We start from the raw sequence: 19,199 nt of genomic DNA, 5'->3' as shown, positions 1-19,199 counted from the left end.
ACAAATTAACGACTCTGCCCTCCCAGAGCCATTTCTGATCATTTCAATACTCTGCAAATCAATGATTTACAATAGCAAAGATAATGTTTTAATCATATTCGTGTAAAAAAAAACACTATTTTTTTTTAGAAAACGAAACAGTTGTAAAAACAATTTTCCAAGAGCAGGCTTTCAAGGGGGGACCCCGGAAGAGTGGAGATAAAAAAGAGATCGCTCCATTCGGAACGATCTCTTCACGTATTTTGTAATTTTAGAAACGCGTTATTTCTTGTACATTCCCAAATCTTTCAATTCGAAATCATTGATAAAAGCCGCGTATCCCGCAACTTTTGCCTGTCCGTATTTCACGAATATCTCGGCTGATTTCGCGAAACGGCCATCCCGCTGAGAATCAATCAACAATAAGTAACCGATAATGATATACCCTGCCATTTCCACCAGACGGCGAGCATGGAAGTCCACGTATTCCGTTTCCCCGACAGCGGTAACTTTCGTCACGGCAGCCTCGTAGGCGGCAGTCATGCCTCTTAAAGTTTCACGCACGAACTCCTGCTCCGGGCAAATAGGAGCTTTCTCGTATTCTTCACGGATATGCTTGGCGTACTGTCCTGTTGTTACACCGCGGATAGCAGCCACAACCTGCAATTGAGAAGTTCCCTCGTATATATTCGTGATACGGGCATCACGTACCAGACGCTCGATCGGGTAGTCCTTCATGAATCCGGACCCACCGTGAATCTGTAACGCATCATAAGCTATCTCGTTAGCGTACTCGCTGGAGAATAATTTCAGAAGCGGGGTGAAAACATCCGCCAGTTTCTGGTATTTCTTCATCTCCTCGCGCTCCTCTTTATTCAATGTACGCTCGTTGGCAATATGCGTGTAAGCCTTGTACATATCCACGAAACGGCTGGTCTCGTACAATATGGCACGAGCACCGTGCAACTTGGCTTCCATATTGGTCAACATCTCGTACACGGCTGGGAATTCAATGATAGCCTTACCGAACTGACGTCTTTCCCCGGCGTATTTCAAACCTTCACGATAAGCCGCTTCCGCGATACCTACCGATTGAGCTCCCACGCCCAGACGGGCACCGTTCATCAACGACATCACGTACTTGATCAATCCCAGCTTACGCTCACCCACCAACACGGCAGGCGCATCCTTGAATACCAGTTCGCAAGTCGGGGAACCCTTGATACCTAATTTATTTTCAATACGACGAACAGTCATTCCGCCGTCAGCCTTGTCATAAATAAACATGGACAAACCGCGACCGTCATGCGTACCTTCTTCCGAACGTGCCAAAACCAACGAGATTTGGGCATCACCGTTCGTGATAAAGCGTTTCACACCGTTCAAGTACCATTTCTTGGTCTTATCGCAATAAGTCGCTTTCAATTGCACGGATTGCAAATCCGACCCTGCATCCGGCTCTGTCAAGTCCATCGCGTAAGTATCGCCTTTCGCGGCACGAGGCAAAAATTCACGTTTTTGTTCCTCGCTGGCAAACTCGTGAATCGTTTCGGCACAATCCTGCAATCCCCAGATATTGGCGAATCCACCATCACCGCGGGAAACCAACTCGGCAGCCATTACATAAGGAACCATCGGGAAGTTCAACCCGTCATACTCACGCGGCAATGACATACCGTACAAACCGGCTTGTGTCAACACGTCGTGATTCTCTTGTGTTCCGCGAGCGTATTTCACGCGACCGTCAATCACTTGCGGTCCCTCGTGGTCAACCTCTTCCGCGTTCTCGGCGATCACGTTGCCACAAATGTCCCCCACGATCTCCAACACTCTATCATAGTTATCCATTGCATCCTCGAAATCACGGGGAGCGATATCACATTTTCCCGCCTCCTCGAAATTCCGTTCTTTCAACGCGACGATCTTTTTCATCAAAGGATGTCCCAAGTGGAACTTCAAATCCTCGTTATCTGTATAGAAATTTGCCATACCTTTTTCAATTTTTGATTTAATGATTTATGATTTCAGATTCCCTCCCACAAAAAACACTCTTTGTTTTGTAAATCTTCAATCATAAATCGTAAATAATTTTACTTGCTGTTTTTCTTGTAATACTGGATCATTTTCGGAATTACCACGTTCAGGTCACCCGTGATCACGTAATCAGCAAATTTATTAATCGGGGCATCCGCGTCCGTGTTGATCGCTATAACCATGGAAGACTCTTCCATTCCGGCAGTATGCTGTATCTGTCCGGAGATACCGCAAGCGATGTATAATTTAGGACGTACCGTGGTACCCGTCTGTCCGATCTGGCGCTCGTGTTCACAGAACCCGGCATCCACGGCAGCACGCGAAGCACCCACTTCCCCGCCCAACACGGAAGCCAGTTCATGCAACAAAGCAAAATTCTCCTTGGAACCCACGCCGTATCCTCCGGCAACGATAATCGGGGCTCCCTTGATGTTCACCTTGGATTTCTCCATCTGGCGTTCTATCACCTTTACGACCATATCCGTGTCATCCAGATACTCGTCGATGTTCAAATTCTTTATCTCACCTTTATATTGCGGATCGACAATCTCTTTTTTCATTACCCCCTCGCGAACGGTAGCCATCTGCGGGCGGCAATCCGGGTTCACGATAGTTGCCACGATATTTCCCCCGAAAGCAGGTCGAATCTGGTACAACAGATTCTCGTATTTCTTACCGCTCTTGGCATCCATGTACTCCCCGATTTCAAGGCTCGTGCAATCGGCAGTCAAACCGCTATGTAAAGCAGAAGACACGCGAGGCCCCAAATCACGTCCCACGCTGGTAGCCCCCATCAAAGCAATCTGTGGTTTCTCCGCGTCAAACAAACGAACCAACATCTTCGTGTGAGGCAGCGTCGTATAAGGAGCCAAACGGGCATCGTCGCCCACCCAAACTACATCAACCCCGTAAGGAAATACCTGTTTCTCTATATCTTTCAAGTTATGTCCGAGCGCTATAGCCTCAAGCTTCACACCCAATCTTGTTGCAAGGGCACGACCTTTCGTCAGCAACTCAAGGCTCACGTCGGCAACTACCCCCTCTTCTATCTCGCAATATACAAATACACTGTTCATTCCGTAATTCTTTTAATAATTTATGATTTATGATTTCGTGATTTACGATTAGCTGATTCTAATCTAAAATCGTAAATCCAAAATCATAAATTATCCAATTGTATGATTCGTTATCAACTCTTTCATCATGGCATCGATTTCCACATCCGTGCCGGAGAGCACTTTTGCCTCTTTTGCTTGGAACACCACGTTCTCGATGTTTTTCACCTTGGTAGGCGAACCGCTCAAACCGAGATCCGCGGGATTACTCTCCACGTCGTTCACGCTCCACTCCGTCAACTTCAAATAGGGACGTTCGTTCACCAGCGCGAAATAATCCTCGTTGGCATCTTGAGCCTCTTGAGTGCCTTTCGCGTTTTTGTATTTCATCACGAAACGGGCATTTCTCGGGCGACACTCGGCTGCAGAACCGTTCACCGTTACCACGCAGGGAAGCGGGCAAGTTACCACCTCGATACCTCTTTCCAAGCGACGTTTAATCGTGAGCACATTCCCGTCACATTTCTGTATTTCCTCCGCGTAAGTTACCTGCGGCAATCCCAATTTCTCGGCCACCTGCGGACCTACCTGCGCGGTGTCACCGTCAATCGCTTGACGACCACAAATAATCACGTCATATTCCAAGTTACGTAAAGCACAAGATAAGGCATAAGAAGTCGCTAACGTGTCAGAACCGGCAAATGCCCTATCCGACAACAAGTAACCGCCATCCGCACCCCTGTACATCGCCTCTCTGATGATCTCGGCGGCACGCCCCGGTCCCATCGTCAACACGTGAACAGTAGTTCCTTCAATTGTATCTTTTAATCTTAAAGCTTGCTCTAAAGCATTTAAATCTTCCGGATTGAAGATGGCAGGTAAAGCTGCCCTGTTTACAGTTCCGTCTGCCTTCATCGCATCTTTCCCCACGTTTCTTGTATCGGGAACCTGCTTAGCAAGAACAACAATTTTTAGTCCTTTCATATTAATATCCAATTTTATGTTTTAAGCGACATGAAATATTCTCTTCATTCACAACCGACAGTGCAAGGCACACAACACGGAATACTTCATATACCAGTTATTTTCAATACTATATAAAATTTTAGCGTGTAAAGATACTATTTCAACTCAGAAATACAAAATTTTAACTTCAACTCTCGATATCATAACGGGAAAATATTTTCTACCTCGTTCAAAAACAACTCTCGACACAATCAGTTATTCCACGTGAAAGAATAATGTATATACTATAAATTTCAGTATTAATAATTTTTATACTATTTCAATTTAAATTCTATTTTTATACCTTTATAATAGGCTTTGAATAGGAGTTAAATGGGAATTGAATAGGAGATGATATATATCAACTACAAATAAAATTCATTATTTATATATATTATTTTTATTACATTAACATGAACGCAAGAGAAACCTTTTAAAATCTAAAATCGATTTTGTTTTCTATTCTAAACAAATACCCTAATTTTGTCACCCGATGATTCAGTGTAATAATTATTCACATTATAAATGACAAATAAAATGAAATACGACTTAATCGTGGTAGGAAGTGGTCCCGGGGGATACGTGGCAGCCATCCGTGCTTCACAACTGGGAATGAACGTGGCTGTTATAGAACGTGCGGAACTTGGGGGTATCTGTTTGAACTGGGGTTGTATCCCGACGAAATCATTACTAAAATCGGCTCAAGTGTTGGAATACGCCGGACACGCCGCCGATTACGGGGTAAAAATCGAGCACGCAAAACCGGATTTCGATGCCATTATCGCCCGCAGCCGGGGAGTAGCCGACAAGATGAGTAAAGGTATCCAATACCTTTTCAAGAAAAACAATATCACAGTGATCGAGGGGCACGGTAAACTGACCGCCGACAAGAAAGTTGAGGTAACCGACGCGGCGGGCGAGAAAACCGTTCACGAGGCACAACATATCGTGCTGGCAACCGGTGCCCGTTCACGCCAATTGCCGAATATCCCGCAAGACGGGAAACGCATCATCGGGTACCGCCAAGCACTGACGCTCGACCACAAACCGGAATCCATGATCGTGGTCGGTTCGGGAGCTATCGGTTCCGAATTGGCATTCTTCTACAACGCCATGGGAACCAAAGTATTGTTGGTTGAATTCATGCCGACAATCCTCCCGGTAGAAGACGAGGAAGTTTCCAAACAAGTGGGACGTTCTTTCAAAAAAGCAGGCATCGACGTGATGGTGAAATCATCCGTGGAAAGCGTAGAAGCCGGAGAAAAACTGTTGAAAGTAAACATCAAAAATAAAAAGGGTGAAATCGAAGTACACGAGGCAGAAATCGTGCTTTCGGCCGTGGGAATCAGCCCGAACGTGGAAAATATCGGTTTGGAAGAGCTGAATATCGAAATGGAAAAAGGTAGGGTAAAGGTCGACGAGTACTACCGCACGAACGTGGAAGGCGTTTACGCTATCGGCGACATCGTACACGGTCCGGCACTGGCTCACGTGGCATCGGCTGAAGCCATCTGTTGCGTGGAACACATCGCCGGGGTTCACACCGAAACAATCGATTACACGAACATCCCGGGATGCACGTACACCACACCCGAGGTTGCATCCGTGGGACTGAACGAGGCAAAAGCGCGGGAAGCGGGCTATGAACTCAAAATCGGTAAATTCCCCTTCACCGCATCCGGGAAAGCTAGCGCAGCAGGAGCCAATGACGGTTTTATCAAACTGATTTTCAACGCTGCCGACAACACGTTACTGGGTGCCCACATGGTAGGTATGAACGTGACCGAGATGATTGCCGAAATGGTACTTGCACGCAAGATGAAAGCTACCGCCCACGACATCATCAAAACGGTACACCCGCACCCGACCATGAGCGAAGCCGTGATGGAAGCGGCATGTGCCGCTTACGACGAGGTGATTCACCTTTAAACAATTGAAAATGGAGAATTGAAAATTGAAAATTACACACGTATTCCGATTTTCAATTCTCCGTTTCAAAATCATAAATCTAAAATCGTAAATCTAAAATTATGAAGTTATACACGACATTATTTTCTCTGCTTTTGGCCGGGGGAACGCTATGCGCTCAAACGGTTGGAGAGAAAGAACTGAACGATATCAAAGGGAGTTTCCGGAAAGACGCTGCCACGAAAGCCATTCAGAACGTGCTGACGAATGACAAGGACATCCGTAGCAATGCCCTAAACCGGGAAGTACAAGGCAAAACAGACCATTACTTCAAGTATCGGGTAAAAGTGAACGGCATCACGGACCAGAAAAGTTCCGGACGTTGCTGGATGTTCACGTCCATGAACGTGTTGCGCCCGAGCATCATGAAGAAATACAATCTTACCAACTTCGACTTCTCGCACAACTATCTTTATTTCTGGGACATGTTCGAGAAATCCAATCTTTTCCTCGAGAACATGATTTCCACTGCCGGCAAACCGATGGACGATCGGGACGTGTACTATATGTTCCAAGCTCCCGTGAACGACGGTGGCGTATGGAATCTTTATTACAATTTGGGCGAAAAATACGGGGTTGTCCCGAAAGAGGTGATGCCGGAAACAGCCCACTCGAACAATACCAACGCCATGGTATCGTTAATCAATGAACGCCTTCGCAAAGGTGGTTACACCATCCGGGAAATGGCGGCACAAGGCAAAAAAGCCAAAGATTTGCGCGTTGAAAAAATATCCGTGCTGAAAGATATTTACCGTATTCTGGCTCTTTGCCTCGGCGAACCGCCTACCACCTTCACGTGGAGATACAAGGATAAAAACGGCGAAATCAAGGAATTGGCAAACTATACCCCGCAACAGTTCTACAAGGAAATCACTCCCGCCGATTACAGCCCGGAGAACTATATCATGATTATGAACGACCCCACCCGGGAATATTACAAAATATACGATATCCAGAACTATCGCAACACGATAGAGGGTATCAACTGGGTGTACCTGAACCTGCCGAACGAGGACATCAAGCAAGCCGCAATCGCTTCCATCAAAGGGAACGAGGCGATGTACACTTCCAGCGACGTGGGTAAATTCTTCAACCGGGAAACCGGGATTCTAGACCCGGAGATGTACGACTACAACTCTTTAATGGGCGTAGACTTCTCCATGGATAAAAAAGCACGTATTCTTACTCGCCAAAGCGGTTCCGCTCATGCCATGGTGCTCGTGGCAGTGGATGTTGACGAGAACGGGAACCCCACGAAATGGGAATTCGAGAATAGCTGGGGACCGCAAGCGGGACATAACGGCTATCTCACGTTCACGGACAAATGGTTTGACGAATACATCTTCCGCGTGGTAATTCATAAAAAATACTTGGGAGAAAAAGCCTTGAAGGCATTGAACCAGAAACCAATCCTGTTACCCATGTGGGACTACATGAACTAAAATAAAAAAAGGAAAGCCGCTCGGCTTTCCTTTTTTATAACTTGATAAGCAGCACGGTAGCATAGGCTGAAACCCCTTCTTCCCTACCCTCGAAACCGAGTTGTTCCGTGGTCGTAGCCTTTATCGTGAGATCATCGACATCAATTCCTATAATCTCTGCCAAACATTCCCTCATCTCCAGTGTCCGCGTCTTAATTTTCGGGCGTTGCAGGCAGATGACACAATCAATATTCCCGACAGAAAAACATTTCCGTTCAAGCATTTCGACCACTTTCTTCAACAATATCTTGCTGTCGATTCCCTTGTACGCGGGATCTGTATCCGGGAAATACGTCCCGATATCATCCAACCCGGCAGCTCCCAGAAGTGCATCACATATAGCGTGTATCAACACATCCCCGTCTGAATGTGCCACGCAACCTTTATCATGTTGCAACTTGATTCCCCCGAGCCAAAAATCCAACCCCGGTTCCAACCGGTGGACATCAATCCCCAACCCTGTCTTGATTTTCATTATTTCTAAGATTAAATTATCCCGCGATATTAATAAAAAATCACCCAATCACAGAATCGTAAATCTAAAATCATAAATCTAAAATTGATCGGTTCATTTATTTTTATAAATTTGTAATTCCTATCGAATAAAACGAAAGATGGAAGAATTAGAATCTATATACAAGGCCTTCCGGGAAGGCAGTCGGGTTACCACCGACTCCCGGGAAATAAAAGAAGGGGATATATTTATTGCCTTAAAAGGGGAAAATCATAACGGTAACACATTCGCGGAGAAAGCTATAGCACAAGGAGCAAGATACGTCGTCATTGATGAAGCCGAGTACAACATCTCGCCCCGGTGCGTACTCGTTCCCGATACATTACGCTTTCTGCAACAACTGGCGAATCATCACCGCAGACAGTTAAACATCCCCATTTTAGGCATCACCGGGACAAACGGCAAGACAACCACGAAAGAATTATGCCATGCCGTACTCTCGAAAAAGTACAAAACCGTTGCCACCAAAGGTAATTTGAATAACCATATCGGGGTTCCGCTCACCTTGCTCAGCATGGATACAGACACGGAATTCGGCATCGTGGAAATGGGTGCCAACCACCCCGGTGAAATCAAAGACCTGTGCGAAATCGCAGAACCGGATTACGGGATTATAACCAACATCGGTTACGCGCATTTGGAAGGTTTCGGCAGTTACGAGAATATCATCGAAACAAAAAGTGCCCTGTACAAATCCGTCAAGGCGAAACAAGGTATTCTTTTCGTAAATGGGGAAGATGAACTGCTTTGCCGCCTGTCCGAGGGTGCGAAACGATATACTTACGGCGCGGACGGAGATTTAGTCAAGGGCGAGATAGCGCAAACCGCACCCTATCTGGTGTACACGATAAAAACCCGCCAAGGGCATCTTTATATACGTACCAAACTGATCGGGGGCTACAACTTCGACAATGCCATGGCAGCCTCTGCCGCGGGAATATTTTTCGAGGTAGACCCGCTGCAAATACAGGCAGCGATAGAAGCCTACACGCCCTCGAATCTACGCTCCCAATTACTGAAAACCGAACAGAATACCATCATTCTGGACGCGTACAACGCTAATCTCAGCAGTATGCGGGCGGCTATTTCCAACTTCGCGGAAATGAAAGCGGACAACAAACTCATCATTATCGGCGAAATGCGGGAACTTGGGGACATATCACACGAAGCGCACCGGGAAATCATGGATATGATCGCAAATCACAATTTCCCGCGAGTATTTGTCGTGGGGCATAATTTTGAATCTATCATAAATAACTATACATTTACAACCTATTTTCCCGACACGGATACTCTGATTGAACATTTAAAAACGCATGAAGTGGTAAATTCTTTCATTTTGGTGAAAGGCTCCCGGGGGAACAAGTTGGAACGGATTATTGACTATTTATAAAATATATCGTTATGAACGACAGAGTTGTCATCATACCTACCTATAACGAGAAAGAGAATATCGAAAACATTCTCCGACACGTTTTCACGCTTACCCCGGCATTTGATGCCCTTGTTATCGAGGATAATTCTCCCGATGGAACGGCACAAATCGTCAAACGCCTGCAAACCGAGTTCCCGCAACTCCACATGATCGAGCGAAAGGGGAAATTGGGATTAGGCACCGCTTACATCGCCGGATTCAAATGGGCTCTGGAACACGGGTACAACTACATTTTCGAGATGGACGCGGACTTTTCGCATAACCCGGACGATCTGGTGAAACTTTACAACGCTTGTGCTTCGGGAGAGGGCGACATGGCTATCGGCTCCCGCTACGTCACCGGCGTCAACGTTGTGAACTGGCCTATGGGACGGGTACTGATGTCTTACTTTGCTTCCAAGTACGTGCGAATGATCACGGGCATGAAAGTACATGACGCCACAGCCGGATTCGTGTGCTACACGAGAAAGGTTCTGGAAGAAATCAACTTGGACAAAATCCGATTCAAAGGATACGCATTCCAGATCGAAATGAAATTCACGACATGGATACTCGGGTTCAAACTGAAAGAAGTCCCGATTATCTTCACCGACCGCACCCTAGGCACGTCCAAAATGAGCGGTGGTATATTCAACGAAGCATTCTGGGGTGTCATCACCATGAAACTCAGAAGCATCGGGAAACGTAAAAAGAGAACAAATTAATTCTATGATTACCAACGGATTAATTTATGATTTATGAATTACGATTTACGATTTTAAAAGCATCGGTTAGCGGAAAATCATAAGTCAAGAAATTAACAGGAACCTAAATCACAGAATTATTCAATCGTAAATCAAAAATCGTAAATCATAAATTAATATGCTTATTCACGGTGGAACAATCATAAACGAAGGGAGAACATTTAAAGGTGATATTCTTATTCAAAACGACAGAATCGAGAAAATCATTGAAGGCGGAATCACTGAAATCCCCAAGGGTGTAAAAGTCATTGACGCGACGGGAAAATTTATTATACCCGGCGTGATTGACGACCAAGTACATTTTCGCGAACCGGGTTTAACCCACAAGGGGGATATCGGGGAAGGAAGCCGTGCCGCGGCAGCAGGTGGGGTCACTTCGTTCATGGATATGCCCAACGTGAAGCCGCCCACCGTCACGAACGAATTGTTGCGGGAAAAACAACAAATCGCCCGGGAGAACGCTGTCGTGAATTATTCATTCTACCTTGGGGCAACCGTGGATAACATTGACGAGATCAGAAATGTCGATCCCCACACGACCTGCGGGGTAAAAGTATTCATGGGTTCATCCACGGGCAACATGCTCGTCGATAACCCGGAAGCACTGGAACGCATATTTGCCGAATCTCCCGTTTTAATTGCCACGCACTGCGAGGATACACCCACGATTAACCGGAATCTGGCACTTCTTCAAGAAATGCTCGGCGACAACATCCCCACGTATTGCCACCCCGTGATCCGCAGCCGGGAAGCATGTTACAAGAGTTCCTCTCTGGCCGCAGCATTGGCTCGCGAGCATAACAGCCGCCTGCACATACTCCACTTAAGCACGAAAGAGGAAGTGGCTCTGCTAGACGAAGGCCCCAGAAAAGAAAAGCGTATCACCGGGGAAGTTTGTGTCCACCATTTATGGTTCAACAGCAAGGCATACATCACGAAAGGCTCCCTCGTGAAATGGAATCCGGCAATCAAGGCAGAGAGTGACAGGAAGGCATTGTTGCAAGGACTGAATGAACACCGTCTGGACGTCGTTGCCACCGACCACGCCCCCCACTTGCCGGAAGAGAAAGCCGGTGTTTATACCAAATCGGCAAGCGGCGGCCCCATGGTACAACATTCGCTGGTGGTCATGCTGGAACTCATGGAACGGGGTGAAATCACGCTTGAAAACGTCGTTGACAAAATGTGTCATGCCCCCGCTGACATCTTTCATGTCGAGAAAAGAGGCTACTTGCGGGAAGGCTACAAGGCGGATATCGCCATCTTTGAAAAACACCCGTGGACGGTCAGAAAAAGAAATTTACGGTACAAATGCGGTTGGTCGCCATTGGAAGGAATGACATTTACTTATAAAGTGGCAACAACAATCGTGAATGGACAAATCGTGTACAACAACGGTAAAATCAACGAGAAGGTACGCGGAGAGATGTTGACATTCTACTAGAGTACGACATTTGTACCCTGTATATTCTACCAAATAGTCCAAACACACGCCGTCAACATGAGGAGAAACAACACGTTTCCCAACCATGGGATGCGGTGTGAAATAAAATATTGTGAAAACAAGTAGGACAAGGGTATCGCAAGTATCAGCATGATGCCGTGGCAATTGAATGGAATAAAAAACAATGAACTGCCCGCAAATAATAGCATCGAGAGCATTGAAAATATGCCTCTCCGTTGCGCAACAATTGCCGTCGAAGAGTTCACGATCACGTTGTACAACGACACGATAATCAGTACCCCGAAAACGATATAGGCAGCCAGCTTCTCCGGCATCAACCTCCAGAATCCTTCCCCTGCTAACAACGTTTCCGAGAACACCGCCGGGAGCTCAAATAATTGATCTGTCCAAAAATAGTAGGCAGCAGTAAAAAACAGGGTAGTAAAAAAGCCGATAAACAAAGCTACCAAGTCCTTGACATTCGCACGACCGGAGAAAGGCAATACCACGATAGCCCAAAGCAACAACGACACTAACTTGGGACAAAGCAAGACTGCCAAACAAGTAAACAAACCGAACCCGAACACGGGAGCATTGGAGTTAGAGTGCACGATAGCCGACTGCAAACGGGATATCGCCACAATCATGCAAAATGCTGCCAGCAGGTAATTATTCACGCCATAATGACAAATAATTCCCGCCGACATCAAAGCATAGAGCAATGCGGGCAACACGGTAATACGGGATAAAAATTTGTACCGGTCCGCGATAAAGAAAATCAGAAAAGACAAGCACAACAACACGAACATCCCTGCCGCCTTTAACCAAAGAAGATGCTGGTTTTCGTTTAAAAAAGGAAATGAGATTAAACCATTCTCGCGGCAAATGATTCCCCCGTCTCCATCCAGCGTGAAACGTAAAAATGCTATTGCTACCAGAATAAACGGCAACAAATATAACAAATACAAATTTTTCGACTTCAGTACCGAGTTGAATCCCATTTTCTTCGCGTGCTATAAATCAAACCCTATATCACGCCTGAAATTCATTCCCTCGAAATGAATTTTCGCCACGTTCTTGTATGATTGAGTCAAAGCCTCTTTCATGGTATCGCCATACGAACTGACAGCCAATACGCGCCCCCCGTTTGTCAACACTTTCCCGTCTGTCAATTTTGTTCCCGCATGAAACACGATACAACCCTCCACGTTCTCCAATCCGGTAATAACCTTTCCTTTCTCGTAATCTCCCGGGTAACCTTGCGATACCAACATGACCGTTGTGCAAAAACGGAAATCCAAATCAAAAGCGGCTTGTTTTAACTCGCCCTTCGCCATCGCCTCGAATAAAGATAAGATATCCGTCTTCAATCTCGGTAACACTACTTCCGTTTCCGGATCACCCATACGCACGTTGTACTCGATCACGTAAGGATCACCCGCAACATTCATCAACCCGAAGAAAACGAATCCCTTGTAATCGATACCTTCCGCACGGAAACCCTCTATCGTCGGGCGTACAATCCGCTCTTCCACCTTCCGGTTGAACTCCTCGTCGGCAAACGGCACCGGAGAAACGGCTCCCATTCCACCCGTGTTCAATCCGGTATCCCCTTCCCCAATACGTTTGTAATCTTTGGCAGAGCCTAATATCTTATAATCTTTCCCGTCCGTGAGGGCGAACACGGAAAGCTCTATCCCGCTCAAGAATTCCTCTATCACCACTCGATTGCCCGCCTTACCGAACTTACCGCCCAACATCAAGCGGAGTTCACTTTTCGCCTCCTCGATATCATTCAATATCAAGACACCCTTACCGGCAGCCAGTCCGTCAGCCTTCAACACGTAAGGCGGTTTCAGTGTTTTCAGAAAATCAATCCCGTCCTCTATATTTTCTTTCGTCACGGTCAAGTAACCCGCCGTCGGGATATGGTGACGAATCATAAATTCTTTCGCGAAATCCTTGCTTCCTTCCAATATCGCTCCCGCCTTTCCGGGACCCACGATCATCAAGTGTGCAAAACGGGCATCAGCCTCGAAATAATCCCGAATACCTTCCACCAGAGGATCTTCCGGTCCCACGACCAACATCTCGATGCCGTTATTCTCGACAAATGCAGCCAATGCCTCGAAGTCCGTCACCTTAATATTCACGTTCTCCGCAATCCCGGCAGTTCCGGCATTTCCCGGTGCAACATATAACGTTGTCAATCTCTCACTCTCGTTTATTTTCCACGCCAACGCATGCTCGCGTCCGCCACTACCCAATAATAATACCTTCATTGTTATCTTATAATAATTACAACTTGTAACTCGGCTTTACCGAATGACAAAGATAGCGGTTAATCACAAATCATAAATCATAAATCTTAAATAAATTTGGTGATATTGACAGATTTCCATAACTTTGAAGCAAATCGAACGCCATGAACAGATACTCGACCAATGGTGAAGAGGGAGAAATACTCCACAACTTACTCGGACTTACCGACGAGGAAGCAATACACAATGCCGAGTTCGAGGGCTTTTTGACTGCCGAAATTCTATTTACAGAAAACCTGACGCCCAAAACGAAATTCACGATAAAATACATTTGCGACATCCACCGTACCGCATTAAAAGAACTCTACTCTTTTGCCGGGCATTTCCGCTCCGTGAATGTATCGAAAGGGGGATTCGTCTTTCCGGCCGGACGCTTTATCCCGGATAATATGCGAATTTTTGAAGAAGAGATACTGGCACATCTTCCGGATCACTACGCTCATCAAGAGGAGTTAATCAAGGACATCGCCAAAGTACACGGGGAATTGCTTTTCATTCATCCATTCCGGGAGGGAAACGGACGGACAGCACGTATACTTGCCAATCTAATGGCTCGCAAACAAGGTTATACAGGATTGAATTTCAGACGAGTGAATTTCGACGAGTATATTATAGCCGTTCAGCAAGTAGCCCGCAAAGACTACTCCAGAATGGAAAAGATTATTACTTACGCATTTTAAGTTTCAAATTCACCCGTTCCAGAATAGTGTACGCCGTCTCTTGGGAAATCTTTATTCCTTCCAATTGAAACGAGGTTATCATTCCCTGCAAAATCTCTTCCCGGACCGTGGCGTTTTTCACTAGCTGCGGCATTTTTTCTTTTGTTTTTTCCATACTACAAATATACGACTTTTCCCCTTATTATCAAAGCCATTCAAAGGAAAAACACGTTCATTTTCAATTTTCAATTCTCCATTTTCAATTATTCCACGTCTCTTCCACCGTGTAATTCAAGAAACGATGAAAAGGTTTCATCAACAACAAACGGTCAACCACCCTCTCGACCGCATCCTCACCCTCGAAAAACGAGTCCGGCACACCGTGAGTAACAGTATACGCCTTGAATTTCAACATTTCTGCCTCCGGGAAGTCCTTCGGGAAAGGAGCGGGTACTTTCTTCAATTTTTCTCCGTCCAACCGGTAATACTTGGCAAACTCTTTATCCCGGACAATACCCGTGAATTCATCAATATTATCATACACGTCTTGCCGCAACGCTTTCAACAAAGATGGCTCCGGACACCACACTCCCCCGGCAAGCAAGCAGTTACCCGGTTCGATATGCACGTAATACCCCGAACGAGGACTCTTTTTACCGCCCCTCACCATGTACGCCCCGATATGTGTCTTGTAGGGTTGCTTGTTCGGGGAAAAACGCGTATCCCGGTAAATTCTGAAGATACAATCTTTCGCTTCCAACCCCTCGACCTCCGGTTCCACGACAGCCAACGCCGCTATGACACGATTAATAAATGCCTCGTGTTCTGCCTTTATTCTCAAATACCACTCTTTATTGGCATGAAACCAATCCCGGTCGTTATTCTCTCTTAATGCCTCTAAAAAACGAAATATCTCTTGCATTGATGATTTAAGATTTAAGATTTAAGATTTATGATTTATGATTGAACACGGAATCAATTAGTATTTATCTTTCCTCGGAATCCACTTGGCTTCTTCCAAACCGCAATCTTTTGCCAGCTTGCGTCCCAATACAAACAAGTAATCGGAAAGCCTGTTCACATAACGTACAATCACGTCCTCTACCTCGATTTCCTCGCCCATGTCAATGATCCGACGTTCCACCCGACGGCAAACCGTGCGAGCGATATGACAAGCCGACACGGCAGGATGTCCCCCCGGCAGCACGAAATATTGCAAAGGCGGTAATTCCTCGTCCATCCGGTCAATTGCCCGCTCCAGAAAAGCCACATCCTCTTCCGTGCAGGGCATCTTTTTTTGCATATTACTCACCGAGGTATCCGTCGCGAGGTTCGCACCCACGACAAACAACACGTTTTGAATTTCTATTAACTCTTTCACACTAACCTCGTCAATCGGGTACGACCGGATCATTCCCAAATGACTATTCAACTCATCTACCCCGCCATACGCTTCCAAACGTATATTATTTTTCGGTACCCGAGTTCCCCCGATTAATGCCGTAGTTCCTTTATCCCCTGTTTTCGTGTAAACCTTCATTCAATTTTAGATTTTAAATTTTAGATTTATGATTCCCACTGTCCCCGCACTCATTCGATAATCTCAAATTCAGCAATTCTTCAATCACCGAATCCATTCATTTTCAATTTTCAACTTTCAATTTTCAATTAAATTATCATATTATACCTCCCCTTTTGCAACCGCTTATCGAAAAAAACAATCCCGTACCACATCATATCTATCGACACCGTTCCTTCTTGACGCAATTGCCGCCAGACGAGGGAATTAAACCGACCTTTGTAAATGTCTTTTATCACAACGCACAAAGGCCCTTTCTTGCGTTCCTGCAAAACCTCTTCCCAAGACTCATGCCAATCCGCCTCGAAAGCACGTCCTAAAAACAGCAAGTCTATCTCCCTTCCTTTCATCTCCGCGGGAGTCACACGTCCCGTGTATTCCGCCCCGGGACAATCATGTCCCCCGTTCAACACGTTCATCTGCTTTGAGACCGCAGCTAAATAACGGGACACCCACGGGTTCTCCACTCCCACGCATAATACCTCCCGAAACGAAAAATAATCCGCCAACCGGAAAATCAACCGGTATAACTTTCGTTCTTTCTCCCGGACATTGCCCATTGCCTCGATACGCGCGAAATCATAATACTCCGCCTTTTCCTTTATCACGTTCGTGATCAAGTCAAACACAAAAGGGGAATGTACCCCGTACCCTCTCTTGTGACGAAATCGAATAGCGTGCTTAAACCGTTGTTTCAAATAATTATACATCTCCCGACGAACAATTAATCTATATTATTTATCCTACGAAAATAAAATTTATTCCCGACATGCTCAACTAAAGTCATCTATTTTTTTTACTTTCGTTCGTGAAATTCGATACTATTAAATTTAATTGAGCATTTTGGAACTGGCAGGACTGAATATAAAGTTTATCCCGGGCGTCGGAGAAAAACGGGCATCGCTATTGGAGCAGGAAATGGGCATCCAAAGTTACGAGGATATGCTCTATTATACCCCGTACAAGTACATCGACCGCACCCGGATATATACCATAGGAGAACTCTCGTCCGAGCTCCCGTACATACAGGTCAAAGCCAAAATCATGAACCTGTCCGCCGTGGGAACTGGAAAACAGACCCGTATGGTTGCCACCGCGTACGACGGCACGGGGGAACTGGAACTGGTTTGGTTCACCGGCTACAAATACTTGACCAGCCAAATCCTACCCGAGAAAGAATACTTGATATTCGGGAAACCATCCGTGTTCAACCACAAATTGAATATCGTGCATCCCGAAATTGACTTGTACGAGGCAAACGCCAAACAACTCGTGGGTTTTCAAGCTATCTATCCGACCACGGAGAAGATGAAAAAAAGCTATCTGACCTCCCGCGTAATCAACAAGATTCAAGCAAATATCTTCAAAGCTATCAACGGCCGCATACAGGAAACCCTCCCGGCATGGTTTATCAAAAAGCACAATTTGATCTACCTGCACGAGGCTCTGTACAATATTCATTTCCCGGAGAACCCGGATATGTTGCGCAATGCCCAGTATCGCCTGAAGTTCGAAGAGTTGTTCTATATCCAACTCAATATATTAAAACTCAAATTCAACCGGAAAGCGGCATTCCAAGGCCATCCGTTTACCGTGGTGGGGAATTACTTCAATGATTTCTACCGCAATCACCTCCCCTTTCCCCTCACCGATGCCCAAAAACGGGTAATCAAGGAGATTCGTTCCGATTGCGGGTCGGGGAAACAAATGAATCGCCTGCTACAAGGCGATGTGGGAAGCGGGAAAACACTGGTTGCCGTAATGTGCATGCTTATCGCTCTGGATAACGGTTTTCAAGCAGCCATCATGGCGCCTACCGAAATCCTTGCCACGCAACATTACGAAACGATTTCCGAACTTTTGAAAAATACCCCCATTAGCGTGGGGCTATTGACAGGATCAACCAAAAAGAAAGAGCGGGATGTACTGCATGATGCCCTTTCCGACGGCAGGTTACAAATACTGATTGGAACTCACGCCCTACTGGAAGACGTGGTTAGTTTCAAAAATATCGGGCTTGTCGTAATCGACGAGCAACATCGGTTCGGCGTCGCCCAGCGTGCCAAACTCTGGCAGAAGAACACGATTCCGCCCCACATGCTGGTCATGACCGCCACCCCGATTCCTCGAACGTTGGCAATGACGCTGTACGGGGATTTGGACGTATCCGTGATCGACCAACTGCCACCGGGCAGGAAACCAATCACGACTCACCACGCTTTCGAGAATAAACGCTTGCAAGTCTACAAATTTATCCAGAAGGAACTGGAACTCGGACGGCAGGCATACATTGTCTACCCGCTCATTTCCGAATCCGAGAAAATGGATTACCGTAATCTGGAAGAGGGCTATGAACACGTGATGAGTTATTTCGACCCGCTCGGCTATAAAGTAGGCATCGTGCACGGTAAATTAAAACCTGCCGACAAGGACGAACACATGAGGCGTTTCGCATCCGGCGAAACCCGGATATTGGTAGCCACTACCGTCATTGAGGTCGGCGTGAACGTCCCGAACGCCTCCATTATGGTCATCGAGAGCGCCGAACGTTTCGGTCTGTCCCAACTTCATCAACTCCGGGGACGCGTGGGGCGGGGTGCAGATCAATCTTACTGCATTCTTATGACCTCGTACAAACTTTCCAACGAATCACGCAAACGCATCGAAACGATGACTTCCACGAACGACGGTTTCGAAATAGCAGAAGTCGATTTGAAGCTACGCGGACCGGGAGATATCGAGGGCACCCAGCAAAGTGGACTCACCTGCAACCTGCGGGTAGCCAACCTCGGAAAGGACGGACGTATACTAAATGAAGCCGCCCAAGCCGCCACGATTATTCTGGAAGATGATCCTTCCCTGCAAAAAGAAGAAAACCAAACCTTCGCCACACAAGTAAAACGGCTCTTCAAGACAAAAATCAATTGGCGATACATCAGCTAAATTCGCCTTCGGCGAGTTGCAGGTTACAAGTTGCATTTA

The 19,199-nt window shown here is 46.2% G+C and carries 17 protein-coding genes; 7 read left to right on the top strand and 10 right to left on the bottom strand.

Going from position 1 to position 19,199, the window contains the following annotated elements; all coding sequences use genetic code 11:
• Positions 1-261 precede the first annotated feature (261 nt).
• The 3 genes from CS948_RS01650 to CS948_RS01640 form a co-directional block, all read right to left on the bottom strand.
• Positions 262-1,968: an acyl-CoA dehydrogenase family protein gene (locus tag CS948_RS01650; protein ID WP_099290007.1), complete on the bottom strand. Its 1,707-nt coding sequence runs from the start codon at positions 1,966-1,968 to the stop codon at positions 262-264.
• A gap of 101 nt (positions 1,969-2,069) precedes the next feature.
• Entirely contained in the window at positions 2,070-3,089 is a 1,020-nt protein-coding gene (locus CS948_RS01645; RefSeq protein ID WP_099290006.1) for an electron transfer flavoprotein subunit alpha/FixB family protein, read from the bottom strand.
• A 90-nt stretch (positions 3,090-3,179) separates the two neighbouring features.
• Positions 3,180-4,052, bottom strand: a complete 873-nt coding sequence (locus CS948_RS01640) for an electron transfer flavoprotein subunit beta/FixA family protein (protein WP_099290005.1) — start codon at positions 4,050-4,052, stop codon at positions 3,180-3,182.
• 558 nt (positions 4,053-4,610) lie between these two features.
• On the opposite strand from CS948_RS01640, the gene lpdA reads away from it, so the two are divergent.
• The gene (lpdA, locus tag CS948_RS01635; RefSeq protein WP_099290004.1) at positions 4,611-6,002 is read left to right on the top strand and encodes a dihydrolipoyl dehydrogenase; all 1,392 of its coding nucleotides are present in this window, start codon (positions 4,611-4,613) and stop codon (positions 6,000-6,002) included.
• A gap of 101 nt (positions 6,003-6,103) precedes the next feature.
• Positions 6,104-7,483, top strand: coding sequence for an aminopeptidase C (locus tag CS948_RS01630; protein ID WP_099290003.1), 1,380 nt, complete (start codon positions 6,104-6,106; stop codon positions 7,481-7,483).
• Positions 7,484-7,517: 34 nt separating this feature from the next.
• Here CS948_RS01630 and ispF read toward each other — a convergent pair whose 3' ends face one another.
• On the bottom strand, positions 7,518-7,997 hold the full coding sequence (gene ispF / locus CS948_RS01625; protein WP_099290002.1) for a 2-C-methyl-D-erythritol 2,4-cyclodiphosphate synthase: 480 nt from the start codon (positions 7,995-7,997) through the stop codon (positions 7,518-7,520).
• Positions 7,998-8,136: 139 nt separating this feature from the next.
• Between ispF and murF the strand changes: the two genes are divergently transcribed.
• From murF to CS948_RS01610, 3 genes are all read left to right on the top strand, one after another.
• Positions 8,137-9,429, top strand: coding sequence for a UDP-N-acetylmuramoyl-tripeptide--D-alanyl-D-alanine ligase (gene murF, locus CS948_RS01620; protein ID WP_099290001.1), 1,293 nt, complete (start codon positions 8,137-8,139; stop codon positions 9,427-9,429).
• A 5-nt stretch (positions 9,430-9,434) separates the two neighbouring features.
• The gene (locus CS948_RS01615; RefSeq protein ID WP_176554864.1) at positions 9,435-10,175 is read left to right on the top strand and encodes a polyprenol monophosphomannose synthase; all 741 of its coding nucleotides are present in this window, start codon (positions 9,435-9,437) and stop codon (positions 10,173-10,175) included.
• A gap of 157 nt (positions 10,176-10,332) precedes the next feature.
• Complete coding sequence (locus CS948_RS01610; RefSeq protein WP_099289999.1) at positions 10,333-11,658, top strand: dihydroorotase; 1,326 nt, start codon at positions 10,333-10,335, stop codon at positions 11,656-11,658.
• A 26-nt stretch (positions 11,659-11,684) separates the two neighbouring features.
• Here the strand turns inward: CS948_RS01610 and CS948_RS01605 are convergent, their stop codons facing one another.
• Positions 11,685-12,659 (bottom strand): hypothetical protein, encoded by a 975-nt coding sequence (locus CS948_RS01605; RefSeq protein ID WP_099289998.1) that lies wholly within the window; start codon positions 12,657-12,659, stop codon positions 11,685-11,687.
• Positions 12,660-12,671: 12 nt separating this feature from the next.
• Positions 12,672-13,940: a phosphoribosylamine--glycine ligase gene (gene purD, locus CS948_RS01600; RefSeq protein ID WP_099289997.1), complete on the bottom strand. Its 1,269-nt coding sequence runs from the start codon at positions 13,938-13,940 to the stop codon at positions 12,672-12,674.
• A 143-nt stretch (positions 13,941-14,083) separates the two neighbouring features.
• Here purD and CS948_RS01595 point away from each other — a divergent pair, with 143 nt between their 5' ends.
• Complete coding sequence (locus tag CS948_RS01595; RefSeq protein WP_099289996.1) at positions 14,084-14,659, top strand: Fic family protein; 576 nt, start codon at positions 14,084-14,086, stop codon at positions 14,657-14,659.
• Here CS948_RS01595 and CS948_RS21525 read toward each other — a convergent pair.
• The 4 genes from CS948_RS21525 to CS948_RS01580 form a co-directional block, all read right to left on the bottom strand.
• The gene (locus CS948_RS21525; protein ID WP_176554860.1) at positions 14,643-14,813 is read right to left on the bottom strand and encodes a hypothetical protein; all 171 of its coding nucleotides are present in this window, start codon (positions 14,811-14,813) and stop codon (positions 14,643-14,645) included. The genes CS948_RS01595 and CS948_RS21525 overlap by 17 nt on opposite strands.
• A gap of 84 nt (positions 14,814-14,897) precedes the next feature.
• A complete protein-coding gene (locus CS948_RS01590; RefSeq protein ID WP_099289995.1) occupies positions 14,898-15,560 on the bottom strand; it encodes a DUF2461 domain-containing protein in 663 nt (220 codons plus the stop codon).
• A 57-nt stretch (positions 15,561-15,617) separates the two neighbouring features.
• Positions 15,618-16,178: a cob(I)yrinic acid a,c-diamide adenosyltransferase gene (locus tag CS948_RS01585; protein WP_099289994.1), complete on the bottom strand. Its 561-nt coding sequence runs from the start codon at positions 16,176-16,178 to the stop codon at positions 15,618-15,620.
• Between the two features lie 128 nt (positions 16,179-16,306).
• The gene (locus CS948_RS01580) at positions 16,307-16,927 is read right to left on the bottom strand and encodes a hypothetical protein (protein ID WP_099289993.1); all 621 of its coding nucleotides are present in this window, start codon (positions 16,925-16,927) and stop codon (positions 16,307-16,309) included.
• A gap of 130 nt (positions 16,928-17,057) precedes the next feature.
• Between CS948_RS01580 and recG the strand changes: the two genes are divergently transcribed.
• Entirely contained in the window at positions 17,058-19,160 is a 2,103-nt protein-coding gene (recG, locus tag CS948_RS01575; protein ID WP_176554863.1) for an ATP-dependent DNA helicase RecG, read from the top strand.
• Positions 19,161-19,199 lie beyond the last annotated feature (39 nt).

The sequence above is a fragment of the Butyricimonas sp. Marseille-P3923 genome, from assembly GCF_900184685.1.
Lineage (GTDB): Bacteria > Bacteroidota > Bacteroidia > Bacteroidales > Marinifilaceae > Butyricimonas > Butyricimonas muris.
Note: the sequence above shows the minus strand (reverse complement) of the source record. Positions and strands in the feature narration are given on the sequence as shown.